Source organism: Arcicella sp. GW458-12-2-14-TSB2 (genome assembly GCF_059423785.1).
In genome coordinates this window covers 1-24,248 of record NZ_JBWKYN010000057.1, presented here as the reverse complement: position 1 = coordinate 24,248, position 24,248 = coordinate 1, and the positions used below count along the sequence as shown (strand labels likewise).

At 36.1% G+C, this 24,248-nt stretch carries 22 protein-coding genes; 12 read left to right on the top strand and 10 right to left on the bottom strand.

Annotated elements, in window-relative coordinates; translation table 11 throughout:
* Positions 1-13: 13 nt before the first annotated feature.
* From AC07XN_RS10365 to AC07XN_RS10355, 3 genes are all read right to left on the bottom strand, one after another.
* A complete protein-coding gene (locus AC07XN_RS10365) occupies positions 14-466 on the bottom strand; it encodes a helix-turn-helix transcriptional regulator (RefSeq protein ID WP_494743008.1) in 453 nt (150 codons plus the stop codon).
* A gap of 281 nt (positions 467-747) precedes the next feature.
* Positions 748-1,158 carry a hypothetical protein gene (locus AC07XN_RS10360; protein WP_309921394.1) on the bottom strand — a complete coding sequence of 137 codons (411 nt, stop codon included), beginning with the start codon at positions 1,156-1,158 and terminating at the stop codon, positions 748-750.
* A 95-nt stretch (positions 1,159-1,253) separates the two neighbouring features.
* Complete coding sequence (locus AC07XN_RS10355) at positions 1,254-2,348, bottom strand: o-succinylbenzoate synthase (RefSeq protein ID WP_494743012.1); 1,095 nt, start codon at positions 2,346-2,348, stop codon at positions 1,254-1,256.
* 403 nt (positions 2,349-2,751) lie between these two features.
* Between AC07XN_RS10355 and lpxK the strand changes: the two genes are divergently transcribed.
* The 6 genes from lpxK (at position 2,752) to AC07XN_RS10325 (ending at position 11,221) form a co-directional block, all read left to right on the top strand.
* The gene (gene lpxK / locus AC07XN_RS10350) at positions 2,752-3,780 is read left to right on the top strand and encodes a tetraacyldisaccharide 4'-kinase (RefSeq protein ID WP_494743007.1); all 1,029 of its coding nucleotides are present in this window, start codon (positions 2,752-2,754) and stop codon (positions 3,778-3,780) included.
* Positions 3,781-3,890: 110 nt separating this feature from the next.
* Positions 3,891-5,903 (top strand): putative porin, encoded by a 2,013-nt coding sequence (locus AC07XN_RS10345; RefSeq protein WP_494743006.1) that lies wholly within the window; start codon positions 3,891-3,893, stop codon positions 5,901-5,903.
* A 125-nt stretch (positions 5,904-6,028) separates the two neighbouring features.
* Positions 6,029-6,646, top strand: coding sequence for a MiaE family protein (locus tag AC07XN_RS10340; protein ID WP_492803190.1), 618 nt, complete (start codon positions 6,029-6,031; stop codon positions 6,644-6,646).
* Positions 6,647-6,964: 318 nt separating this feature from the next.
* Positions 6,965-9,943: a PD-(D/E)XK nuclease family protein gene (locus AC07XN_RS10335; RefSeq protein ID WP_494743005.1), complete on the top strand. Its 2,979-nt coding sequence runs from the start codon at positions 6,965-6,967 to the stop codon at positions 9,941-9,943.
* 196 nt (positions 9,944-10,139) lie between these two features.
* Positions 10,140-10,631 (top strand): RNA polymerase sigma factor, encoded by a 492-nt coding sequence (locus AC07XN_RS10330; RefSeq protein ID WP_494743004.1) that lies wholly within the window; start codon positions 10,140-10,142, stop codon positions 10,629-10,631.
* 2 nt (positions 10,632-10,633) lie between these two features.
* A complete protein-coding gene (locus tag AC07XN_RS10325) occupies positions 10,634-11,221 on the top strand; it encodes a hypothetical protein (RefSeq protein WP_494743003.1) in 588 nt (195 codons plus the stop codon).
* Between the two features lie 57 nt (positions 11,222-11,278).
* Here AC07XN_RS10325 and AC07XN_RS10320 read toward each other — a convergent pair whose 3' ends face one another.
* Together AC07XN_RS10320 and AC07XN_RS10315 are read right to left on the bottom strand one after the other, a co-directional pair.
* Positions 11,279-12,814 (bottom strand): hypothetical protein, encoded by a 1,536-nt coding sequence (locus tag AC07XN_RS10320; RefSeq protein ID WP_494743002.1) that lies wholly within the window; start codon positions 12,812-12,814, stop codon positions 11,279-11,281.
* Between the two features lie 9 nt (positions 12,815-12,823).
* Positions 12,824-13,363 (bottom strand): RNA polymerase sigma factor, encoded by a 540-nt coding sequence (locus tag AC07XN_RS10315; RefSeq protein WP_494743001.1) that lies wholly within the window; start codon positions 13,361-13,363, stop codon positions 12,824-12,826.
* A 327-nt stretch (positions 13,364-13,690) separates the two neighbouring features.
* On the opposite strand from AC07XN_RS10315, the gene AC07XN_RS10310 reads away from it, so the two are divergent.
* Entirely contained in the window at positions 13,691-14,671 is a 981-nt protein-coding gene (locus tag AC07XN_RS10310) for an oxygenase MpaB family protein (protein WP_494743000.1), read from the top strand.
* Positions 14,672-14,839: 168 nt separating this feature from the next.
* Here the strand turns inward: AC07XN_RS10310 and AC07XN_RS10305 are convergent, their stop codons facing one another.
* Positions 14,840-15,283, bottom strand: a complete 444-nt coding sequence (locus AC07XN_RS10305) for a hypothetical protein (protein WP_494742999.1) — start codon at positions 15,281-15,283, stop codon at positions 14,840-14,842.
* Positions 15,284-15,598: 315 nt separating this feature from the next.
* The gene (locus AC07XN_RS10300) at positions 15,599-16,009 is read right to left on the bottom strand and encodes an SRPBCC domain-containing protein (protein WP_494742998.1); all 411 of its coding nucleotides are present in this window, start codon (positions 16,007-16,009) and stop codon (positions 15,599-15,601) included.
* A gap of 467 nt (positions 16,010-16,476) precedes the next feature.
* Between AC07XN_RS10300 and AC07XN_RS10295 the strand changes: the two genes are divergently transcribed.
* Both AC07XN_RS10295 and AC07XN_RS10290 read left to right on the top strand, forming a co-directional pair.
* The gene (locus AC07XN_RS10295) at positions 16,477-18,183 is read left to right on the top strand and encodes an FAD-dependent oxidoreductase (RefSeq protein ID WP_494742997.1); all 1,707 of its coding nucleotides are present in this window, start codon (positions 16,477-16,479) and stop codon (positions 18,181-18,183) included.
* A gap of 18 nt (positions 18,184-18,201) precedes the next feature.
* Positions 18,202-18,666 carry a VOC family protein gene (locus AC07XN_RS10290; RefSeq protein WP_309921349.1) on the top strand — a complete coding sequence of 155 codons (465 nt, stop codon included), beginning with the start codon at positions 18,202-18,204 and terminating at the stop codon, positions 18,664-18,666.
* Positions 18,667-18,801: 135 nt separating this feature from the next.
* On the opposite strand, the gene AC07XN_RS10285 is transcribed toward AC07XN_RS10290, so the two are convergent.
* Positions 18,802-19,338, bottom strand: a complete 537-nt coding sequence (locus tag AC07XN_RS10285; RefSeq protein ID WP_494742996.1) for an REP-associated tyrosine transposase — start codon at positions 19,336-19,338, stop codon at positions 18,802-18,804.
* 88 nt (positions 19,339-19,426) lie between these two features.
* Positions 19,427-20,158: an LOG family protein gene (locus tag AC07XN_RS10280; RefSeq protein WP_309921344.1), complete on the bottom strand. Its 732-nt coding sequence runs from the start codon at positions 20,156-20,158 to the stop codon at positions 19,427-19,429.
* Positions 20,159-20,268: 110 nt separating this feature from the next.
* Between AC07XN_RS10280 and rpiB the strand changes: the two genes are divergently transcribed.
* On the top strand, positions 20,269-20,709 hold the full coding sequence (rpiB, locus tag AC07XN_RS10275; RefSeq protein WP_309921341.1) for a ribose 5-phosphate isomerase B: 441 nt from the start codon (positions 20,269-20,271) through the stop codon (positions 20,707-20,709).
* Between the two features lie 69 nt (positions 20,710-20,778).
* Here rpiB and AC07XN_RS10270 read toward each other — a convergent pair whose 3' ends face one another.
* On the bottom strand, positions 20,779-22,176 hold the full coding sequence (locus tag AC07XN_RS10270) for a hypothetical protein (RefSeq protein WP_494742995.1): 1,398 nt from the start codon (positions 22,174-22,176) through the stop codon (positions 20,779-20,781).
* 147 nt (positions 22,177-22,323) lie between these two features.
* Here AC07XN_RS10270 and rbfA point away from each other — a divergent pair, with 147 nt between their 5' ends.
* Both rbfA and AC07XN_RS10260 read left to right on the top strand, forming a co-directional pair.
* Positions 22,324-22,704, top strand: a complete 381-nt coding sequence (gene rbfA, locus AC07XN_RS10265; protein WP_309921334.1) for a 30S ribosome-binding factor RbfA — start codon at positions 22,324-22,326, stop codon at positions 22,702-22,704.
* 185 nt (positions 22,705-22,889) lie between these two features.
* A complete protein-coding gene (locus AC07XN_RS10260) occupies positions 22,890-24,110 on the top strand; it encodes an ABC transporter permease (protein ID WP_494742994.1) in 1,221 nt (406 codons plus the stop codon).
* Positions 24,111-24,248 lie beyond the last annotated feature (138 nt).

Sequence of the window (24,248 nt, the reverse complement as noted above, 5' to 3'; positions counted from 1 at the left end):
ACCTTTTTTTTGCTTAACCCCTAATTTTTTCTTCAAGCAATTTAATCTGAATCTGTAAGGAAGTGATTACAGATGATTTACTATCGAGTAATTGTTTTAATAACTGCAACTGTACTTCTAGGCCTTCAATTTGCTGATGTAGTAATTTATTATGAAACTCTAGCTGTTTGTTACGGTCACTAAAATCACTAGGAGACTCTCTCTGAATACTGCTGGATTGGATAAGTAGGTTTTGTTGTAGCTCCTCTGCAGAAGTAACCGCAAAATCTAGTTTTTGTAAATTATCCAGGTTTATTCCAAAGTAGTTACAAATGGCATCACAAACATCTAATGAAGGGAAAGTATGTCCATTTTCATAGTCAGACAACGCACTTTTACTAACATCCAGTATCTTGCCCAATGCTTCTAATGTCAACTTATTTCTTTTTCTCAGGATTCTGAGATTGGCACTAAACTTACTTTCCATTTAATCTATTATTTGTTAACGCAATTTAACGATTTGTAGGATGTTCTGAAAATCAATAATTTGTTTAAATGGTACGTTGATTTTTCTAAATCAGAAAGGTCTCCGCAACACCTTTCGCAGAGACCTTTAGGTTCAATTATTCAACAAAGTTAACCTCATATCCAACCCTCTCTTTGAAAGAGCTCCCAAAGCTCAAAAATTTACTTCTCAGCACGAGAGGAAGTTGTACGGTCACCGACCGTTTTAAATGAGGTAAATGTTTGTAATAACTTTAGATACTCTTATTCAGCCTCTGCTGACCATACAATTTTTTTCTTTTTGCCTACTACCAATACAATTCTGGTAGGGCTTGGCAAAAGCATTAATCTTGCATTAGCAACTGGGTTTTCTTCTAGTTCAACTTCTACGCCAGCGTCAGCACCTACTTCAATGCCACCATCGCTAGTTTCTTTGAATGAACGAGCCAAATAAGCAGTTGGTAATAATACGTCTGAATCTGGGCAATATTCTTTATGAATTTCTTGAAGAATATTCTCTAAAAAATCACCGTATTTATCATTAAAATCATCTTCTAAATCGTGAAGGGCTTCTTCTACATCGTCGTAATCACGGTGATCATAACCCATTTGACTAAGAGCGATTCGTTTTTCAAACAAAGAAAGAAGTTCTTTATCAAGTTCCTGAATATTCATTGAATTAAATTTTGTAATTGATATATGCAATACAAAATTGCAAAGTACTTAGTTGAATCTCAAATTTATCGACAAAAATTTATCACAAAAAAATCCTAAACCAAAAAGCTAAGGGGGGCTAAATCCCAAGCCTGTTGAGGATTATACAGAATTTTGCCATTACTAATTTCCAGTGGCGAAGCAATATTATTATGGTACAATTGCCCCGTACCAAGGCCTTGTGGCAAAGGATTGTTGAATTCGGCAGTAAATTGGGTGATGGCATTCAAGCCTACGTTCGATTCTAAAGCAGAGGTAAGCCACCACCCAATTTTTAATCGATTAGCATTTTCAATCCATTCTCGGCATTGTTGAAAACCGCCCACTAAGGTAGGTTTTAAGATAATGTATTGAGGCATTATTTTTTTGAGCAACTTATACTTTTCGGTGTATTCTCTTACACCGATTAGTTCTTCATCTAGGGCAATTGGAATAGGCGTAACTTGACAAAGTTCAGCCATTAAATCTTCGTTGCCATGACGAATGGGTTGCTCAATGGAATGTAGTTGATATTGAGCCAGACGCTGTAGCTTGGGCAGTACTTCGTCTATCGAAAAAGCCCCATTGGCATCTACCCTCAAGGTGATTTGTTCAGCTGTATAGCGTTTGCGGATGTATTCCAGCAGTTCACATTCTTTATCAAAATCAATAGCGCCTACTTTGATTTTGATGGTATGATAGCCAGCCGCTAGCTTTTGGTCTATTTGGCGAAGCATAAAATCCTTGCTCCCCATCCAAACCAATCCATTGATTTCTATTTGACGTTCGGCCTTTGCAAAGCCATTGTTGAAGGGTTTTTGTTTACCACCATTCATTAAATCGAGCATGGCAGTTTCAAAACCAAAAACAACCGAAGGAAATGATTTTTCGAGTACCTGTTCTAGGATGATATTCAAGTTCCAAGGGTACACCTCTAATTCAAGGGTATTGAAGTTTTCGCAGATACCGAGTAGTTGTAATTCAAAATCTGGGCGGTCGTCGATGCTGAGTCCTTTTAAAGGTGAACATTCGCCCAAACCAAAAACAGTAGGATTTTCGGAGTCAAAAATCTTAATGAAGTAGCTATCTTTGTGCGTTAGCACACCTCGAGACGTTCCTGCCTCGAAATTAAAATTCAGTGTATATTTTGCAAAGACAGCTTTAAGACTCATTTTCTGGTAAGCCCAATTGTTTTTAAAGAATTTAGCAATAAGAATTTTGCCGAAATAAATAAATTTCAGCAATTATTTTACAATTAATCGTCTGATTGTGTGTGTATTAATGGTTATGAATAGACCTTCCGAGAGATAAGTACTTCGTTAAAGTATCTTAAAAGGGATTTGAAATTAGTAAAAAGTCAGAACTCTTTATGAATTTTACAGTGTAAAATTTTTATTTTTTCTGAACAAGGCAAATTTTACGCCTTTTTTGATGGTAATTTCAACTATAAAGGTAAATATATTGTAACATCATTTACTGCTCGACCCATCCCTAGCGAGGGACTTAAGTCCCTCGCTAGGGATGATGGTTTTAATATTCCTAGTCGCAGGAAGGGTGAGGTAAAACAAAAAATCTATGCGTTTTTTTCTTTTTCCTTTTACATGGTTGTATGGTTTCATTACCGATTGCCGTAATTTCTGTTACGACAATCATCTGTTTTTTAAAGTCAGCCAATTTGAAAAACCTGTTATCAATATTGGGAATTTAACAGTTGGAGGAACAGGTAAGACACCGCATGTAGAATACCTGATTAAAGTGTTAAAACATCGTTTTGCAATAGTCATTCTTAGCAGAGGCTACGGACGAAAAACCAAAGGGTTTATCGTAGCTGATGAGTTGGCAACGGCTGAGACCATTGGTGACGAGCCGATGCAGTTTTATCATAAATTTCATCAAGTACTAAAAGTTACTGTTGGAGAAAAGAGAGCAAAGGCATTGACAAATATTTTTAGGATTTTCCCTAAAACAGACCTAGTAGTGCTAGACGATGCCTTTCAACATAGGGCTGTAAATCCATCATTAAATATATTATTGATGGATTATAACCGACCCATTTACGAAGACTATGTATTTCCCATAGGACGGCTCAGAGAACGCCGTCATGGGGCTAACAGGGCAGACATTTTGATCGTCAGTAAATGTCCCGACGATTTGTCTGTTGTAGCACAACAAAAAATCAGTGAAAACATTTTGCCTTATTTATCACCACAAACACCTATTTTTTTTACAGGGATACGTTATGGTACACCACAGGCAATCAATGAAAATATTCAAGGAGCTTGTCACAAAACAGTCTTGTTGGTGTCGGGCATAGCACGCCCTGAGCCTTTTGAGGCTTATTGTAGGCAAAATTTTAAGGTGGTAGAACATTTAATCTATAAAGACCATCATCATTTTAATGAGAAAGATTTTAGCTTAATCCTAGAAACGTTTCATAATATTCAAGACCCAGAAAAAAGTATTTTAATGACTGAAAAAGATATGGTGAAGTTTCAAGATTTCCTTGATAATAAGGCAATTTCGATGTTTTATTTACCAATCGAGATTTATTTCTTAAACAACAGCCATCAATTATTTGATGATTTAATCCTGAGAAGAATGTAGGGCAACAAAATAAAGTTTAAATTGCCTTATTCAAGCTTTTTGGCAATTTATGATGTTTAGTTGGTAGATGTGCTTGAACCTCTTTCGCCTTTTTTATTTAATTTTGTATTGTGAATTTTAAAAGATATATCCTGACTTTCTTAGGACTTCTGCTTTCGGAGGTCTTATTGGCTCAAATTCCTTCAACCTTTGGTACTGGAAATTCGTCAACAAATAATTTTCCGCAAGGAAAAACAACAGATAAGCCTAAAAGTCCTACTGGTAGGGCAGGCGTGGATGACTCTACAAAAGTTATTTATGGACCTACTTCTACTAAATACTTTTTTGAGGAAGATGTTTTCAATAACCGTAAAAAGCTTATCCCCATAGATACTTCCCTCGGTGAAGGGCACAATTTTAATTTTGTTCAGCGTAATAGGAACCTGTACCAAGATTTAGGCAATATTGGTACAGCCATTCGTCCTATATTTTTTAAACAACCCGAACAGATAGGTACTATGCTGGGTTATGATGCTTATTCGCTTTATGCTTTTAAGCCCAATCAGGTAAGGTATTTCAATACACGCTCACCTTTTACCAACTTGGTCTATGTAACTGGCGGTAATGAACAAGATTTACTACAATTTGAATTTAGTAGAAACGTAGATTCATTATGGAATTTTAGTATCAATCTACAGCGAATAGTGACGAATAAGCAATTGGTGACGAGTTCTACTTCAACCAATAAAAATGCGATTGGTCACTGGGACTTTATGTTGCATACTAATTATCAAACTAAGAACAAAAAGTACCAATTACTCGCCTATGCCAATTTATCAGACCATAATTCTAATGACGAAGGTGGCGTGTTGCCCCAAGGCAGAAGCTATGATTTGATATTACAACAAGGTAATAATGCTGCTATTGTAAACAATGCCTCTACGCGAGATAAGTTTTATAACCTGCATTTATACCATGAATATGTAGGATACAAGGCTTTTCAGGTGTATCAAGTGGTAGATTATCAGACTAGAAAAGTACAATTCAGAGACCCTGACTATGTGGCCAACTGGACAAGCGGATTTTACCCAATAGCTTATGATACGTTGGGAAAAGGCTATCGCTATACTACTGATACTAGCGTTACAAAAAAAATGAAACTGGATTCGCTATATAACGAAAGTCAATACAGTATTTTTGAGCATAAATCGGGTATCAAAGGGTTTTACAAAGGATTCAATTATCGTTTACATTTGCGTCAGCGATTCTTTAGTTTTAGCAACCCCTTGTATAATTATAGCATCAATAGGAATGAAAACTTTTTGGGAGTTTGGTTGAACCAATATTTCAAGGACAGTACCCGAGCTTTTGCAGAAGTAGAGTATTTACTGACAGGTAGTGATTTTAAATTGAATGTTGAGTTTCAGGGAAAATGGCTGACACTAGGAGGAAAAGCGATGTCTACCTCGCCTACTTTAGTACAACAAATAACCTTTAATGATGGCTTTAGGTGGGACAAAAATACCAATGCCTTCGTGACCTACCGTGGTATTAGCAATAATATGCAAACCTACCACGCTTATGCTTCGGCAAGTCCTAAGTTTGGGAAACTGACGCTGAGACCAAGCGTTGATATTAATTTGGTTAACAGTTATATTTATTACGATACCTTAGCCTTCGTAAAACAAGCAACCTCTGATATTGCTATTTTTAAAGCGGGGCTTGGGTATGATTTTCACAAGGGAAGATTCTCGACAGTAGGGCAATTGTATTTAACAACGACAACTGGACCAGACTTAATCAGGATACCGAAAATTTTTGCGAATACTCGTTTAGCCTTTGATTTACTCTACAAAAAGAAACTTTTTATCCATACAGGTGTAGAGCTTCATTATAAGTCTAACTATTATGCCGATGCTTATATGCCTGCTATTCAGCAATTTCATTTGCAAGATAAACAAATGATAAATGGCTATGTGCAAGCAGATATATTTGCAGATATGCGGATTAACAGAGTACGTTTGTTTGTGAAATTTGCAAATGTCGCCCAAGGGCTTTTAGGCAACGGCTATTATGCCGCCCCAGGTTTTTTGGGAATGGGAAGAACCTTTGGATTCGGGTTGCAATGGTTGTTGTTTGATTAAGAGGATGCTAGATATGTAGCACGAGTTTTCAACTCGTACATTATTTACTCACGAGTTGAAAACTCGTGCTACAGAATTGAAAAAAACACTCAATAGACAATTCCGAATGCTGAAACCTATAAATTATGACAAACGAACAAAAACAATACGCTACAAAAACAATGTTGGGCTTAAAACTTCCAACTGACCCACGTTGGGTAAATATTGCAGAGAAAAATATTGGTGAGATATTAATAGACCACGCCTATTGCGAGCAAAAGGCAGCCTCATCATGTATTTCTTTAATCATTCAGTTTCCTGAAAAAGAAAAACTCAGAGAAGTATTGATGCCTGTGGTTTCGGAAGAATGGGCACATTTCAGAATGGTGATAAAAGAATTAGATAAACGTGGGTTATCACTGGGCAATCCTCGCAAGGATTTATACGTTCATCAATTATATGAAGGCATGAAACGGGGAGGGTCGAGGGAAGAACAACTAGGCGAACGCCTTTTTATGAATGCCTTGATTGAAGCCCGTAGTTGTGAACGTTTCAGGTTACTTTCTTTGGAAATTTCTGATGAAAGTCTCAGAGAGTTTTACCATGAATTAATGATTTCAGAGGCAGGGCATTATGTTAATTTTATCGACCTTGCTAAGGAGTATTTATCTGAAAGCTATGTAAAGCAACGCTGGAACGAATGGCTTGAAATGGAAGCTGAAATCATGAAAAATCTTGAGATGAGAGGAGATAGGGTGCATTGATTTTTTTTGGATGGAAGACTTTAGGACTTTAGGACTTTAGGATTTTAGGATTTTTAGATTTAAGACACTAGACGAAAGACACAAGAAGCAAGAGAAAAGGTTTTTGATTCTTGGGCTAAAAAAATCTCCAAAATCCTCGTATCAAATCAGCGTAAATCAGCGGGTAAAGATTTTTTGAAGATAGAAGATACAAGATTTTAGACTAATGACCCAAGATGCTTAGTACACTTCTCTAGAAGCGAGTAAATTAGTGAGTTTTAAAAATAATCACTCAATCACTAACTCGCTCAATCACAATTTGCCATAAAAACAATTATAATGCAAACCTTTCTTGATCAAGCTGCTGAACATATTTATAAACAACATACGCTCAATCAGCTGAGTCGAGTTTGTATCGTTATCCCTTCACGCCGTGGGGTTTTGTACTTCAAAGAAGCCTTAGCCAGACTTTCCGATAAGCCCTTTTTAGCCCCTGATGTATTGGCAATTGATGATTTTGTAAATACGATGACGGGTGTGCGCCAGATAGATCAAGTAGCACTACTGTTTGAACTCTATGATGTTTTTAAAGAAATAGATACTAATGTAGTTTTTGAAAGATTCATGACTTGGGCAAGTACCTTGTTGAATGATTTTGACAAAATAGATCAATATCTGGTAGATGCCAAAGCCCTATTTTCATATATGACAGAAGCCAAAGCCTTAGAGCGTTGGCAGATGCAATTGGGAGAATCGCAAAGAGATAAAAACCTAAAAACCGACCGTACAGACCGTTATTTTAAGCTATTTGAGAACATTTATTCAGTTTACCTCAACTTACGTCAGCGTCTAAAAGATAAAGGGCTGCATTATCGCGGAATGGCGTATCGAGAATTAGCAGAAAATGTTGATAAATATATTCTGGAAAAAGAGCGTCATACAAAGTATTATTTTGTGGGTTTTAATGCCCTGAGTGATGCCGAAGAGGCAATCATCAGGACGCTATTAAAAAAGAAAAACTTTGCCGAAACACTGTGGGATTCGGATACATATTATCTATACAACAAAGACCAAAGAGCAGGGAATTGGCTTCGTCAATATAAAAATGGCGATGAGAAAAACGGTAAGACTCCGCTATTTAATGAAGAATGGAAATGGCAGTCGGAAGAACTATTGAAGGGTACAAAGAACATTCAAATTATAGGCGTTTCTAATGCTAGCGTACAAGCCAAAGTGGCGGGGGATATTTATAAAAACTGGCAAAATGCAGCCAATACGGATGACAAATCGCAAACGGCCATTGTATTAGGCGACGAGAATCTGTTAGTACCCGTGATGAATTCTTTAGATGAATCCGTCAAAGATTTTAACATCACGATGGGGCTTTCTTTGCGGAATTCCATGCTTTTTACCTTGATAGATGCCCTTTTTGAGCTCCAAAGGAATTTAGTTGAATTTAAAACAGAAGATGACGAAACGGTAAAAATTCCTAAATTCTCGCATCGACAAATTGTAAGAGTATTAAATCATCCTTTTTTGAGGAGGTACGAGTTGGTGAAGTATGGGGTTCAACAAGGTGAGGTTCAAGAAAACCCCATCCGCAAAACCCTCCGTGAAATCACTGAAAGAAACCGTGTTTTTTTAAGCTCAAAAGAATTATTAGAAATTACAGAAAATGAACCGCTGTTCACTACAATCTTTAAACATTGGTACAATAAACCCAGAAATGCGGTTAAGTGTTTGTATGAATTAATCGATTTATTAAGGGACGTTTACAAGGATAATCAAGATGCTATTGAAACGGAATACCTCTATCAATTTTACTTGATTTTGCAAAGAATGGAGGTAATCTTGCAAGAACGAGGCGAAACCGTGAGTATCCGTAGTTTCAAAACATTTTTGTATGAACTGATTAAACAAACCAAAATTCCTTTTGAATCTGAAACAGATGAAAGCCTACAAATCATGGGGATGTTGGAAACACGTACCCTTGATTTTAAAAAGGTAATCATACTGTCAGTTAATGAAAAAACATTGCCACAAGGTAAACGTCAAAATACCCTCATTCCCTTTGATGCCCTAAGCGACCCACAGTTCAATTTACCAACACATAACCATGCTGATGCCGTAATGGCTTATCACTTTTTTAGACTATTGCAACGTGCCAAAGAAGTAGTATTGGTGCATGTGTTACCATCTGATACTTATGGAGCTGGCGAAAAAAGCCGTTTTATTCTACAGATAGAACACGAATTAGCTAAATTGAATAAGAATTTAAACATTACTTATCCAACAGTAAAGTTTATAGGATTAGGAGAAACAGAGGAGGTAGAAGAAACTCCGTTGCTCATTCAAAAAACCGATGATATTCTGGCATTTATCGAAGAAGAAATTACTGATAAAGGTATTTTCCCTTCTCAGCTCAACCAGTTTCTGGATTGTTCTTTAAAATACTATTTTACACGCATTGCAGGTATCAAACAAGAGGAAGAAGTTGAGGAAAAAATAGGTGTTGATACGTTTGGGAACTGGGTGCATAAAAACTTTGAGAACATCGATAAAAACTTTGTAGAAAAAGGAAGTACTATTGAGAAAGAAGGTTTACAAATAGTACTGGATAATATTGATGACTATTTAAAACAAGCTTTTATAGAGACCAATCAGGGTTTGAAAGTAGATGAAGGGATGAACTTTATTTTATACCAAATTGGAGAAACCATTGTCAAGAAATTTATTAATTATCAATTAACCAACGAACTGTTCCCGATTGAACTATTAGACGTAGAAAAAACACTGAAAGTAAGTTTCAATGCCAATGTAAACGGCAAAGAATTAGCTGTAAAAATAGCAGGTAGAATAGACCGATTGGATAGGGTATCGGGTAATAAAATCAGGGTAATAGATTATAAAACGGGTAAAGTAGAAGCCAAAGATTTGCTAATGAAACCCGAGGATTTTGAAGAAAAGCTACTTGGAGATACTGATAAAGATAAATTTCGTCAGCTTTGGCTGTATAAATACATGGTATTGAAACAGATGATTTCTGTAAAGGGATTAACCATCAGAGGTGTAAAACTACCTGAGGATGCCAACGAGGTAAGTGCTGGGATATATTCGTTCCGTAATATTGATGAAGGATTGTTGGAACAAAAAATCAATTTTACATTGGGTGAATCAGCCCAAGAGTTTGTCGTAGCATCGGAAAAATACCTCAATCGTTTTGTCAATGAGTTATTAGACCCCGCAAAACCATTTGAAAAAACCAAAGACCAAACCAAATGTGAATTCTGTGATTATAAAAGGATTTGCGGAAGGTAACAACATCAAAAAGGTAGGGTCGTATTGCATACGACCTTCATGCATGAACAAAAAATATTAAAGTACTGACGAATGCAATTCGTCAGTACTAAAGTGTCCCTCTCAAAATATTTCTCAATTATTTTCCCCTCCCTTGTGATTTTTTCACCATGTTGTACACTAATACATTATCATTAATAAAAAGGATAACATCTTAGTGGACAAAAAGGAAACATTTATCAAAGCAATAAAAGAAAATGAAGGCTTTATCTTCAAAATTGCGTCTGTATATACCAATAATACAGACGATAAGCATGATTTAGTACAGGAAATCATTTACCAACTTTGGAAATCGTACGACTCTTTTAATCACCAAGCAAGTCTGAGTACTTGGATGTACAGGATTGCGTTGAATGTAGCAATTTATCAACTAAAAGTATCAAAAAGAAGGGTTTTGACTATCCCTATGGAAGAATATTTTGGAGATAAACAGCAAAATGATGATAGTGATACAGAAGAACAATGGCAAATATTTAGACAACTAATTGATAGCCTGAACTTATTAGATAAAGGTATCATCATGCTCTATTTAGAGAATAAAAGCTATGAAGAAATGGCAGAAATTATTGGTATTTCAGTCAGCAATGTAGGAACGAAACTTTCAAGAATTAAAGAAAAACTAAAAGCACAAATTACTAAACAACGATAAAAATGGAATTAGATGATTTAAAAAATACTTGGGAGAAGGCAAATGCTCCATCAGAAAAACAACGTTTAACCCCACAAATCATTGACCAGATGACACAGCAAAAATATGACTCGAAAATAAAGAAAATTGCTTACCCAGAAATAGTAGGAATCGCCATTTGTTTAATTGGCGGGGCTTTTATAGCCATCAACTTTTATAAATTAGATACTGCTTTTTTGCAAGGTGTTGGTGTTTTATCAATAATGCTATTACTAACGCTTTCTGGAATTAGTTTGTTAAGTCTAAGACAATTCGGTATATACGCAACTATTGATAAACCTTATGCAGAAACACTTAAAATGTTTGCCAGCCAGAAAATGCAATTCTTCAAGCTTCAAAAAATCAATGTTACGCTGTGCTACTTACTCTTGGTTACAGTAATCATTTTATTGTCTAAACTTTTTAATGGTAAAGACCTCACAGACAGTAAATCTTTTTGGATATTCTCATTTACCATTGGCTATATTTTCTTATTGTTTTACTCGAAATGGGTAGCTAAATTTTATCAGAAAACATTGAGGGAGACAGAAGAATTGTTGGCAGAGTTATAACTGTTCAAATTAATTCGTAGGGTCGTATGCAATACGACCCCACATACTATTTTATCCCTACAAACTCAAATTAATACCAGCCTGTAATCCAGTACTTTTCAAATAAGATTTTACTTCTTGGTTTTGTACCCACGAATTAAATGAATTTTGGGTTGAACCTTCTATATGCAAACCCAATCTTGGAGCAAACTGCCAGCGGATACCAAGTCCTGCACGAATACCAAATACAAAATCAGAAGCATTTTCAAGATGGCCAGTCGTGTAGCTAATTCTCGCTTTTTCATTTACTGCTAAAGACGAAGACACCATCATAAGAGCATCGTTAGCTATGTAAGTGTAAGATGTTTGTCTTTGAAAAACAAAATCAGCAATTGTATAAAGTTGAAAATTAAGGTATTTTTTCTTTTTACTTTGTAAAGAGATAAGGTCATTCTGAGTGGTTATTGCAAGACTATAAGTCTTTATTGTATGATTTTCATGCAAGAACACATCTCTTGTGCTATCTAAAGTATTAGGCACTTTTGTAATAAAACCATCTAATCTATTAACGGGAATGTTAACTGTACCTGTTGGGAAAACTGCACTATAGTATTGTGTACCATTTTTGGTAGTTAAATTTAATTTAGGCGACACCCATAAACTACTCCAAATAGGTAAATAAATATATGGAGCACCCACATCATACGTATTGTATGCCAAACTTATGCCCATTCTTGATTTTTTTGTGAGCTTCCATGCAACACCAGCCTTCAAATTATAGGCTGTTCCTTTGTCAGGATACATGATAGTCCCTATCATAGATTTATCAGATTTTAAAGTCCATTCATTCCAAAGTTTGCCATAATCAAATGAAAAGATAGGGTGTTTTAAACTGAATTTAGAGCCTGTATCTTCAGATTTACTCTCATGTTTGTCTGCCTCTTCATTAATCAACGGCTGAATGGGACGAATTTTTCCAACAAGATTTTTATTATTTTTCGTTGATAAATCATTCAATTTTAGGTCTTTATGGCTGATTAGATTTAGAAAGTTATTTGCGACCTCGTTATTTACAGTAAGTATTGCCGTATTGTTATTATCGATTTCTACAGATGTTGGGTGTGTGGGATTATTAGTTTTATCACCATCACCATTTATTGAATACAACTTTTTATGAGTTGTTGGCTTTCTATAAACAGTAGGTTTGACAGATTCTTTTTCTACATGATTGACAAAACTAACTAAATTGCTTGTTGAATTTCCAGTATCATTCTTTTCAGCTTTAACTTCATTTTCAACACTTTTTATGACTGCTTTTTCATCTTTTGAGTTAGCTAATGGTTGTGTCGCATTTACCACTTTACCGAGTGATGCAATCTCTTGACGATTCTCCTTCATGGCTTCATTGTCCGTTAAAAACCAGAAGGCAATACCAGCAATAATAAGCCCTAACGATAAGATAGTATATTTAAGCAAAGGTGTTATGCCTGCGGTTTCTTTACCAATGGTTTCAGTAGCGATACTACTCCAAAGGTTTTCGGGCGGAGGAAAAGCTTGATTTTCAAGAGACTTTTTGAAAAAGCTATCTAATTTATGTTCTTCGTTATTTTCCATTGTTAGTCTTTATTTCGTTACCCCCGATAATTTTTTCTGTAAAATTCTCCTAGCATCAGCCAAGTTAGATTTAGAAGTACCCTCGCCAATGCCCAATTGTTCAGCGATTTCTCGGTGTTTCAATCCTTCAAAAACATAAAGGTTAAACACTAATCTGTATGACGGTGGTAATTCTTGAATGAGTTGTAAAATTTCCTGACTTGATAAATAACCCAGAATGTCATCATCGCTTTCTAAATCAAAAGTCTCTTCATGATTGTTTATTGTTACATGCTTCCATTTGGTCTTGCTTCGGTAATATTCCAAGGCAGTGTTTACCACTAAACGCTTCGCCCAGCCTTCAAAAGAGCCTTCATGTCTGAATGTTTTAAGCTGATGGTAAATCTTGATAAAACTTTCTTGTAAAATATCCTTAGCTTCGTCTTTGTCAGCCGCATAACGCAAACACACGCCAAACATTTTTGGCGAAATAGTTTGGTAAATCTTCTCAAAAATAAGATGATTTCCCTCTTGAAATTGTTCTATGTATGATGAGAGTTTGTCAGGCATAATTTTAAACAAATAGCTAAGAAATCGATTTCTAAAGATAAGATGGATTTTGTGTAGAAAAGGTGGGGTGGAGGAGAGAATTTTTTTGAGATAAAAGGCGTTAGGCGAAAGACGCCTGACTAAAGAAAGCTTACATCTGAAAATTGAAAACAAAAATAAGAATAAAAGAAATCTCCAACATCTGCGTATTAAATCAGCGTAAATCAGCGGGTAAAGATTTTTTGAAAAAACTACTTTGTTGTGTCATGATTTTTTACCCGCAGATTTACAGAGATTTGAATCACAGATTTACGCAGATTTTTTCTAACGTCCTAAAGTCCCCCAAAAATGCAACCAATTAAACCAACCCGCTACTTTCCGAATGAATTAATGGACAAACTTCGCCAAACAGGTGATGAAGTAGCCGATGATATTGTATTACAAGTATTTCAGCAAACCGAGATGGCGGGGCTACGTCATTTTTTCCAATGGCTCAATACCAACGAAACGGAATATTCTTTAGCCATTGTCAATGAATTTGTAAATCAACAACCCATTTTACCAGACTTCGCCGATTGGAAAATTATGCAAAAAGGCATGAAATTTTTCCAAGAAAATCAAGAACGCATTAGTATTATGTTGGCTTGCTTGGCTTTGCCTTATTGTTATGCAGGAGCAGACGGTGCAAGGGTTTTAGCAAAATCACAGCGAATACAAACAGATACCTTAAAGCGACTTGAAGAAACAGGCGACTTTATATTTACTGTTATGCAAGAAGAAAACTGGCAGAACGGTATGGCTTATCGTAAAATATTAAAGGTAAGGTTAATGCACGCTACCATCCGTTTTTTCTCAACATATCATGGAATGTGGGATAATGCATGGGGGAAACCCGTTAACCAAGAAGACATGGCTGGAACCAATGGAGCTTTTTCATACATCGTTATCAGAGGATTAAGGAAGTCGGGCAAAGCACCCGAAAGTACAGAAGCCGAAGCCTATTTGCATGTATGGAATGTAATTAGCCATATTATGGGCGTAGAAAAAGTATTAATTCCTAATAACCTTAGAGAAGCCTTTACGCTAGATAAAGTAATTGCCAAGCGTCAGTTTCGGTCATCTGAAGAAGGTAAGTTACTTACCAAAGCACTCTTACAAACCTTGGAAAGCTTTGTGCCAAATACGCTGTTGAAATCATTTCCAGCAGCACAAATGCGTTTTTTATTGGGCGATGAAGTAGCAGATTTACTAGGAATCCCAGCCGTACCCTTTGAAAGTAAATTGATACCTTTTATTCCTAGCAAGCTATTATTTAAGTCTTCTGAATAGCATCAGTAGAAAGTTAGCCCTACAATGTTACATTACAAAAATGCCAGGTATTTTATAATTATTTTCAACTTATGTACTCATTATACGACTAGCCTTCTAAGAAGGTTTCACACACTGAAGTAGTGAAAAACACTACACCAAGCAGGGGATAAAATTGTATGGAAAACCTTATTTTTTAAATCTCACTAACAAGTAAACAAATGATTTGTTAGGAGGCTCAGTTGTTGTGGCGTGAGCTATTTTTACCTGACCAACATATTTTTTTAAATAATAATAGTACGCCCGTATTTGCGGAGGATAATTAGCAGAAGCATCTACATTAGAAAAACTTATATTCTTACCATTATTAAGCTGAATTTTCAACTTCTGAATATCCATCCTTAGTATTTTACCAATATTGTTTACGTGCAACTTAATAACACCCAGCCCTGTTCCCTTTAATTTATCAGGTAAATTAACATACACGCTTTTTCGTTTGATATTAAATGGGAAAACCTCAATAGGGTCAATGATTACTTCAGCAATAGAATCAGTTTTTGAAACTTGCCCGTAAATATTATTGACAAGGAGTAAATTAAAAGTTAATAATAAAATTTTGAAACTGTTTTTCATAAGTGTACGGCGTTAGCAAATATTGACTATATTCCCCTAGCTTGGCGTTGTGTTCCTACACTACATCAGTGTGTTCTGCAATATTACATTGCAAAAATGCAATGCCTTTTATAATTATTTTCAAGTTGTGTACTCATACCACTAGCCTTTGTGGACTAAGCGTAGCCTTCTAAGAAGGCTTGACACACTGACGTAGTGAAAAACACTACGCCAAGCGAGTGTCCTAAAGTCTTAAATTTAAAGTCTAGCGTCTAAAGTCTTTTAGTCCTAACGTCTTCTAGTCCTAAAGTCTTTTAATCCTAATGTCTTCTAGTCCTAAAGTCCCTCCACATATTTTTTGAAATTATCAATTACAGCTTGTGTAAAAGCCTCTTGTTCAGGAATTGGCGTTTCGGCTTCAGGGTCGAAGGTTTCAATTAAAATCGTTTCATTGTCATTTGATTTGAATATATTTACAACTTTTCTACCATCAAATAAAGTAGATTCAATGTATTCGTTGATAATTACTTTGTCGTAGATACCCGTAAAATCGAAGGCTACGCTACCATCTTTGGCTTTCATTTTGTAGATAAACTTTCCATTATCCTTTAAATCTAACGTTACACTAGTAGTTTCCCAATCCTCCGAAGGGTTATTCCATTGAATAATATCGACTGGCGTTGTCCAGCATTTCCAAACCTTTTCTATTGGAGCTTTAATGATTGTTTGTACAGAGAGTGCTTCCATCTTTTAATGATTAAGATTAAATTATTTTTGTCAACCAAGAAAATTTACATAAGTTTTACTTGTTAAATAGATACCAAATTTATCTCAACACTATTCAAATTAAGAAAATAAACACAAAAATGCTAACACGACAATCAGGTTTGACCAACGAACACACTCCAAGCTACTAAAGCTTAGAGTGTGAAAGATTAGAAAACTTATTTAATATAGTATTGGATGTGGCAAGCTAACATCCCTATCAAGGTGTGATATCCCTCTGTTGAAATTGTGGAGACTCGTTACCCAGAAAAAACAATGGGTTTTGTAGATAAATAATATCTTTTAGTATAAAAATCACAGAAAGTCCTTTCAAGTAAATGAAAGGACTTTCTGTTTTATTCTTTACCCAAACCCCACAGGCTTGCATTGGTTTACGTAGATATTTTTTACTTTTATCTTACAATACCAAGATACAATATTATTAAACGATGAACATCAATACAAACCAATTTGAACAGCATACTTATGATGCCATAGTAGTGGGCTCAGGAATTAGTGGAGGGTGGGCTGCTAAAGAACTTTCGGAAAAGGGATTAAAGGTTTTAGTACTAGAACGTGGGCGAAATATTGAGCACATCACAGGCTATAAAACTGCCCTAACTGACCCTTGGAATTTTGAGCATGGCGGGAAAGCCCCTTTAGATATTATTGCGAAACACCCTATTCAAAACCGCACAGGGTTTACCATCACAGAATCTACTCATGAACATTTTGTAAATGATTTAGAAAATCCATACATAGAAACCAAACGTTTTGATTGGATTCGTGGCTATCATGTAGGCGGTCGTTCATTAATGTGGGGACGTGTTTCACTACGTTGGAGTGATATTGATTTTGAAGCAAATTTGAAAGAAGGAATAGGAGTAGACTGGCCGATTCGATACAAAGATATCGCACCTTGGTATAGCTATGCCGAAAAGTTTGCAGGAATATGTGGTACACGAGATGGACTGCCACATTTACCTGATGGCGAATTTCAACCACCGATTGAATTTACTTGTGCCGAAGAACATTTTGCAAAAGAAGTGCACCAGAAATTTCCGAATCGTTACCTGATTCACGGTCGTGGAGCACACATTACTAAGCCTACAGCCGAACAATCGGCGTTAGGGCGTGCTTCGTGTCAATCACGTGATATGTGTATGCGTGGTTGTCCATTTGGCGCATATTTTAGCTCACAAGCTGCCACGTTGCCTGCGGCTAAAAAGACTGGAAATCTTACTGTTCGTCCGCATTCTATCGTCAATTCTATTATCTATGATGAACAAAAAAAGAAAGCAAAAGGAGTAAGAGTAATTGACGAACAAACAGGGGAATGGCATGAGTTTTTCGCCAAAATTGTGTTCTTAAATGCCTCCGCCTTGGGTTCTACCTTTATCTTATTGAACTCTGTATCCAACCGCTTTCCTAACGGAATGGATGATAGCGGACAATTGGGGCATAATTTGATGGATCATCATTTCAGAATTGGGGCTTGGGGCGAGATTGATAAATTTAAAGATAAATATTGCAAAGGCAGAAATCCAGTAGGGGGCTATGTACCTCGTTTCCGAAATATTGGCTCGGACAAGCGTGATTATTTACGTGGCTTTGGCTATGAAGGCGGGGCAAGACGATACAGACAAGGGGGAGGAGAAAACGAATTTGGAGCGGATTTTAAATACAAGCAAACACAAATAGGTAATTGGAGCATGGATTTAGGAGGCTTTGGTGAGTGTTTGCCTTATTATGAAAATAAGGTCGAATTGTCTAAGCAAATTTCGGATAAATGGGGGCAACCTGTTTTAAAAATGGATGCTGAATTTAAAGAGAACGAAAAGAAAATGCGTGTGGATATGAAAAATGATGCTGCCGAAATGCTGGAAGCCGCAGGATTCAAAAATGTAAATAGTTATGACGATATTAGCTACCCTGGGTTAGGGATTCACGAAATGGGAACAGCCAGAATGGGACACGACCCTAAGACTTCTGTCCTCAACAAATGGAATCAGGTTTGGGCTTGTAAGAATGTATTTGTAACAGATGGAGCCTTCATGACTTCAGCATCTTGTGTGAATCCATCCCTAACTTATATGGCCATGACTGCCCGTGCGGCTGATTATGCGGTGAAAGAATTAAAAAAAGGAAATTTATAAACAATCTAAAATCAACCAATGAAAACAGTTCAATTGATTGCAGGCTTAATCGTTTGCCTAGTGTTCAGTAATACAACTTTCGCACAAGATGCTCCGAAAAAAGGAATAGAAATTCTTTCTTATAACCACGTGGGTTTGGCAGTAAAGGATTTGAAAGTAAGTGCAAAGTTCTATCGAGAAATTATCGGATTGTCCCCTGTAGATGTGCCAGATAACTTATTAGCAATCAGAAGGTGGTTTAAAATAGCACCGGGGCAAGAACTGCATTTATTGCTGGGCAGAGAACAACCTGTAGCCAATAATGATAAAAACGGTGCGCATTTTTCTTTATCAATCCCAACTAATTCTGCTGATGGTATTGAGGCTTTTTTAAAAGCAAATAATGTGGCTTATCATAGACAAATGCGTTTTGATGGAGCTTTCCAAATCTATGTTACTGACCCTGATGGGTATGTAATAGAACTGAATGAGCCTAAGAAGTAAACAATCGCAGTCGCTCGTCTCTGACGAGTGACGACTATTAAAAAGGCTTCTAGCCGTCATTGTTTTTTCGGCTGGAAGCCTCATAATAATGGTCACTCGCTTGAAGCGAGCGACTGCACTGTGTTTACATTTGTATTACCTTTGACTAGTTTTTATGGGCGAAAGGGGGCAAGCACTGCTATATAAATAATAAGCTGGGTCGGTAACGATACCAGCTTTTACAGGATTGTTATGAATATAATCTACTTTTTGTTGGGTTACTTTCTGAGAATATAATTCAATGGGATAATTTGTTTTTTGCCAAAACATAAACTCAGCATTTTGTGCATAGCGATTAGCAAAAAACTTAAACATATACATCATCCATTCTTGCCTACTTTCTTCTGGATTCGCTTGAATCAGTTTTAGAATCTCTTTTGCTGAATAACTCTTAAAGTCTCGTAATAAATCGCCCAATCGTAATGCATTATTTCTCCTACAAATCAGATGGATATGACTTGGCATGATTACATATTCAAAGATTTCTAAATCTTTGTGTGCCTGACAATACTTTAAATTTTTAATGATTTCTTCAGTATAGATTTGTCGTGTGAAAACATCAATCCAACCTACTACGGAGAGCGTTATGAAATAAGTAGCATAAGGAACGTTGGCTTTTCTTAGTTCAGACATATTAGTGTTTTTTTAGGGGTAGATTTAGGCTGGAAGCCTTTTAATAGTCGTCACTCGCCTCAGGCGAGTGACTGCTTATTTACTTTTTTTAGAAGTTAGGTTTCAACAAATACTTAGCATAAAAGTCATCAATTACTTTTACGGCATCTGTCGGATTATCCACTAATGAAATCAAGTTTAAATCATCTGGATTTATATTTCCTTCCGAAATCATCGTCTCCTTTACCCATTCCAATAATCCACTCCAATATTTTTTGCCTACCAATACTACTGGAAAACGTCCTATTTTTTGGGTTTGCATCAATGTAAGTGATTCAAACATTTCGTCTAAAGTACCAAAGCCACCGGGCATGATAATAAACCCTTGAGAATATTTTACAAACATTACCTTACGAACAAAGAAGTATTCAAAATCAATACTCTTGTCGCGGTCGATGTAGTCATTGGGTTTTTGCTCAAAGGGCAATTCTATATTTAAGCCTACCGATTTTCCACCTTGTAATTTTGCACCTTTGTTAGCGGCCTCCATCAGGCCAGGCCCACCACCCGTAATTACGCCATAACCATGACGAACCAATTTAGAGGCAATTTCTTCAGCCATTAAATAATAAGGATTTTCTGGTTTTGTTCTTGCCGAGCCAAAAATAGAAACACATGGACCAATCTTTGCTAATTTGTCTACCCCCTCTACAAATTCAGCCATAATCTTGAAAGTTCTCCAAGATTCTTCAGAATGAATTTCTGCCCAAGTATGGTCAATAAACGCTTTTTTAATCTTATCATCGTGCGTCATTAGTTTCTCGCTCTCTCTGTCTGTCATAGCTTTTCTAATTTTAATCGTTAAAAAATATTGATACTTCCGTACCTTTGTTAATGAATAAGTTGAAGTAACGAAAAAAAACGTTAGATTTTACAAATACATACTTTTTTATGGAATTTATCAAGAAAATCGCCATCGGAGGTGACCATGCAGGGTTTGAATATAAAACCGAATTAATAAAATTTTTAACAGCTGAAGGCTACGAAGTAAATGATTTTGGGCCTTATAGTGATGCTTCTTGCGACTACGCAGACTTTGCTCACCCAGTAGCATCAGCCGTAGAAAACAAGGAATATACCTTTGGGATTTTGTTGTGCGGTAGTGCCAACGGAGTGGCTATTACTGCTAATAAACATCAGGGAATTCGTGCAGGATTGGCTTGGAACGTAGAAGTTGCATCATTGATACGTCAGCATAACGATGCCAACATCTTGTGTATTCCTGTTCGCTTCATGAGTTTAGCAGATGCTATTGAAATTACAAAAGTATTTTTCTCAACTGAGTTTGAAGGGGGAAGACATAAAACTAGGATTGACAAGATACCTTGCTAATCCTATTATCACTAGCGAGGGGCTTAAGTGCCTCGCTAGTGATAATGTGTTGAAAATGATATGTTTATATTAATTTAACTGATAAACGCCATTTCCAACTGCATGATATTTACGAGCTAATACGGGTATTCTTTTGAATAACTTTGGTGTTAGATTCACCTTGTCAATAATTACTTCGGGATAATCCTTCTCGAAATTGCTCAAAATGTTAATCACATTATTATAATTATCCAGATTCTCCAGTTCGTATTTTGCTAAACTCCAATTGATATAAGGAGTAGCGGCAAAGTTATTTTTGTACTCTTCCATACCATCGCCAAAAACCAGTATTTTTTTATTGCTTAGTTTTATGTCAGGCTCTTCTTTTAGTTTCAAGTTTTTTAGTTGTACAAAAGTTTCTACCCCTTTGAAATATACTGCTTGGTAGTGAATCAATAAAACAGCCGAAAACAACGCCAAGCAAGTCAGCTCTGCCAACCACGCTCTTTTGGTATTATTAAAAAAACTAACGGTGAAAAATGCGATAGCAGGCACAAAAATGATGAATTGCATGGGTGCCAAGAAAGGCATTAAACCGATAGACACAACACCAGCGATGGCCCAAATCATCATTACTTGTTGACAACGAATCTGGTAATTATTGAATCCAACGGCATTTACCAATCTTAGAAAGCCTAATACTCCGAAAGTGAAAGGAAGAAGCAACGTAGCCAACAAACTTCGGAAGTCATTCAAATCATATTGACGAAGCTGTAATACGGAAGAAATAAAGTTTCTGGAGAAAGCGTCATACGTACCATTCAGATAGAAAAATAGTGCAGTAAGTAATAAAGGAAACAAGAACCCAAAGATTGATAAAGAGTGCTGACGCAAGGTAGTACCACTAAAGAATAATAATGAGGAGGTAGCCCACAAAATAAATACCCCTGCTGGAGGATAAAATAAGGTAGCCAATCCTATGAAAAAGCCAATTTCAAATACTTCATCGGTTGCTTGTAAACGGTTCATTTGTTTAACCAAGGTACCCAACGACAGTAATACGAAGGTAGTAGCCATCAATACTGGTGACAGTGTACAGCAGTCGAACGATATGTTCATAAAAAGTAAATAGAACAAACCCGGCAAGTAATTCCTTTTTACGAAGAGGTCTCTGTTATTGACCATTACGTTGAAATAAACAGCTTGAAAGTAGGTAAGTAGCAAAGCCACAATTTGATAAACAGACTGTGAACGCCCAAAGAGTCCGTCGAGCCCAGCGTAAACTAATGTAGAAAGCGGAGCAGTATTATCCCAGATTTCAGAATACATTACAAAGCCTTTGTTGATTTGCTCGCCAACCAACATCCATTGCAATTCTGGAATCAGTTGTGGTAAACCTACCAAATACACGGGCATTCGGATAAGGATTAGTAAAATCAATAAACTAAAAATTTGATAGACAGCGTTTACTTTAAAGAAACTGAGCATATTTTGTTAAGGTATTCAAGTTTTTCACGAATTTACGGTGAATCCAATAATTATTCCGAAATTTGTGAGATTATTGAAGAAGAGCATAAGAAGTTTATGCAACGGCGCAAATAATGATTATTAGTATTTGCAGAAATTAACATTAAAATGGAATCGAAAAGACAACAACAATTCGCTAAATTAATTCAACAAGATTTGAGCGACATTTTTCAAAAAGATATGCGTACAACTTTCGGAAAGGCATTTGTAACGATAACAGACGTTAAAATGACTCCCGATTTAGCAATAGCAAGAGTATATCTAAGTTTTATGCTGGCTAACGATAAAGCAGGTTTATTACAAGACATTCGTGAAAAATCTAAGCATATTAGAGGGATTTTAGGCAATAGAATTCGTAATCAAGCGAGGATTATTCCAAACCTTGAATTTTTTATCGACGATACCGCTGAATACGCCGCCCAAATGGATGCCTTAATTTCTGGTCTAGACATTCCACCGTTGAAAGAAGGAGAGGAGATAGAGGAGTAGATGGAGAGTTGTGAGTTAGTGATTGAGTTAGTGATTTGTGATTGAGTGATTTTTTGAACACGTTCAGCACTACTCATTATTTACAGAAAAGATATTTTAAGAAAAATCGTCAGCTCGAAACTCACTAACTCACCACTGCCTAATTCACTAACTCACTCAATCACAACTCACTCAATAAAATCATTATGAATTTCCCTTTCTTTATTGCAAAACGATACTTTTTTGCTAGAAAAAAAACATCTTTTATCTCTTTAATATCGATGATTTCGATGTTAGGAGTAGGTGTTGGAACGATGGCTTTGGTAGTTGTTTTGTCAGTATTTAATGGACTAGAAGATTTCCAAAGAGGCTTGTATAAAAGCTTTGACGCAGATTTGAAAGTTAGTGCTAAAAAAGGAAAATACTTTAGCTGTCCACCAGCACTCTTAAAAAAAATCAGCAAAGTTCACGGTATAGGAAGTATCACACAGGTAATTGAAGAAAACGTGTTACTACGTTACCGCAATGCCCAAATGGTCGTAAATTTAAAGGGTGTTGACGAAAGTTTTTTGAAACAAGAACGTTTGCAGAAAACCATGATTGATGGTCATGCCATCCTTCAAGATAGCGGCATTGCTTATTCCATTGTAGGGTCGGGTATTGCCGTGAAGTTAGGAATAGATATTGATGCTTTTTTTACGCCTTTAGAAGTATGGTATCCTAGAAATAAGCAAACAAAAACGCTGAACTTTTATGCTACCGATGCTTTTAATAAAATGAATCTGGTGCCAGCGGGTGTGTTTGCGATAGAACAACAATATGATGATAATTATATTTATGCACCGCTTTCGTTTGCCCAAAATTTATTTGAATTAGAAAATCAGCGAACGGCTTTAGAAATAAAAGTAGCTAATGAAGAGGAAGTGGCTACTATTCAAGATGCCTTAAAGGATGTATTAGGTAATGAGTTTGTCGTGCAAAACCAAGATGAACAACACGCTTCTTTATTAAGGGCTATCAAAATTGAAAAGTTGTTTGTATTCCTAACACTTACTTTTATCATAGGTATCGCTAGTTTTAATATATTTTTCTCGTTGTCGATGTTGGCTATTGAGAAAAAAGAAGATGTAAAAACCTTGTATGCCATGGGAGCAGATGCCAAAATCATACAAAAGATATTCCTATTAGAAGGGGCTATCGTAGCTTTTACAGGTGCCATCGTTGGATTAATTTTAGGTTTCACCATTTGTTGGTTACAACTTACTTATGGCTTTATTTCAATGGGAATCGTCGGAGCTTTAATAGATGCTTATCCTATTAAAATGGAGTTCTCAGACTTCTTCTTTACGGCAGTAGTAGTAGTAATCATTACGTTATTAGCCTCTTATTTTCCAGCTAAAAGAGCCGCTAGTGTTGAAATTGTGTAGGAGTAAAACGGTTAAATATAATCCTCAAAAATCCTTTTCTCTTAGCTGGTGACTTAAGTCACCAGCTAAGAGAAAAGGATTTTGCTTAACAGCTCTGTATTGCAATATAGGTACAAAACAAAAATATCCTTAGCGAGG

Coding starts and splice junctions, on each gene's coding strand:
- AC07XN_RS10365 (WP_494743008.1), bottom strand. CDS start 466: ATGGAAAGTAAGTTTAGTGCCAATCTCAGAATCCTGAGAAAAAGAAAT.
- AC07XN_RS10360 (WP_309921394.1), bottom strand. CDS start 1,158: ATGAATATTCAGGAACTTGATAAAGAACTTCTTTCTTTGTTTGAAAAA.
- AC07XN_RS10355 (WP_494743012.1), bottom strand. CDS start 2,348: ATGAGTCTTAAAGCTGTCTTTGCAAAATATACACTGAATTTTAATTTC.
- lpxK (WP_494743007.1), top strand. CDS start 2,752: ATGCGTTTTTTTCTTTTTCCTTTTACATGGTTGTATGGTTTCATTACC.
- AC07XN_RS10340 (WP_492803190.1), top strand. CDS start 6,029: ATGACAAACGAACAAAAACAATACGCTACAAAAACAATGTTGGGCTTA.
- AC07XN_RS10335 (WP_494743005.1), top strand. CDS start 6,965: ATGCAAACCTTTCTTGATCAAGCTGCTGAACATATTTATAAACAACAT.
- AC07XN_RS10325 (WP_494743003.1), top strand. CDS start 10,634: ATGGAATTAGATGATTTAAAAAATACTTGGGAGAAGGCAAATGCTCCA.
- AC07XN_RS10320 (WP_494743002.1), bottom strand. CDS start 12,814: ATGGAAAATAACGAAGAACATAAATTAGATAGCTTTTTCAAAAAGTCT.
- AC07XN_RS10315 (WP_494743001.1), bottom strand. CDS start 13,363: ATGCCTGACAAACTCTCATCATACATAGAACAATTTCAAGAGGGAAAT.
- AC07XN_RS10310 (WP_494743000.1), top strand. CDS start 13,691: ATGCAACCAATTAAACCAACCCGCTACTTTCCGAATGAATTAATGGAC.
- AC07XN_RS10305 (WP_494742999.1), bottom strand. CDS start 15,283: ATGAAAAACAGTTTCAAAATTTTATTATTAACTTTTAATTTACTCCTT.
- AC07XN_RS10300 (WP_494742998.1), bottom strand. CDS start 16,009: ATGGAAGCACTCTCTGTACAAACAATCATTAAAGCTCCAATAGAAAAG.
- AC07XN_RS10295 (WP_494742997.1), top strand. CDS start 16,477: ATGAACATCAATACAAACCAATTTGAACAGCATACTTATGATGCCATA.
- AC07XN_RS10290 (WP_309921349.1), top strand. CDS start 18,202: ATGAAAACAGTTCAATTGATTGCAGGCTTAATCGTTTGCCTAGTGTTC.
- AC07XN_RS10285 (WP_494742996.1), bottom strand. CDS start 19,338: ATGTCTGAACTAAGAAAAGCCAACGTTCCTTATGCTACTTATTTCATA.
- AC07XN_RS10280 (WP_309921344.1), bottom strand. CDS start 20,158: ATGACAGACAGAGAGAGCGAGAAACTAATGACGCACGATGATAAGATT.
- rpiB (WP_309921341.1), top strand. CDS start 20,269: ATGGAATTTATCAAGAAAATCGCCATCGGAGGTGACCATGCAGGGTTT.
- AC07XN_RS10270 (WP_494742995.1), bottom strand. CDS start 22,176: ATGCTCAGTTTCTTTAAAGTAAACGCTGTCTATCAAATTTTTAGTTTA.
- rbfA (WP_309921334.1), top strand. CDS start 22,324: ATGGAATCGAAAAGACAACAACAATTCGCTAAATTAATTCAACAAGAT.
- AC07XN_RS10260 (WP_494742994.1), top strand. CDS start 22,890: ATGAATTTCCCTTTCTTTATTGCAAAACGATACTTTTTTGCTAGAAAA.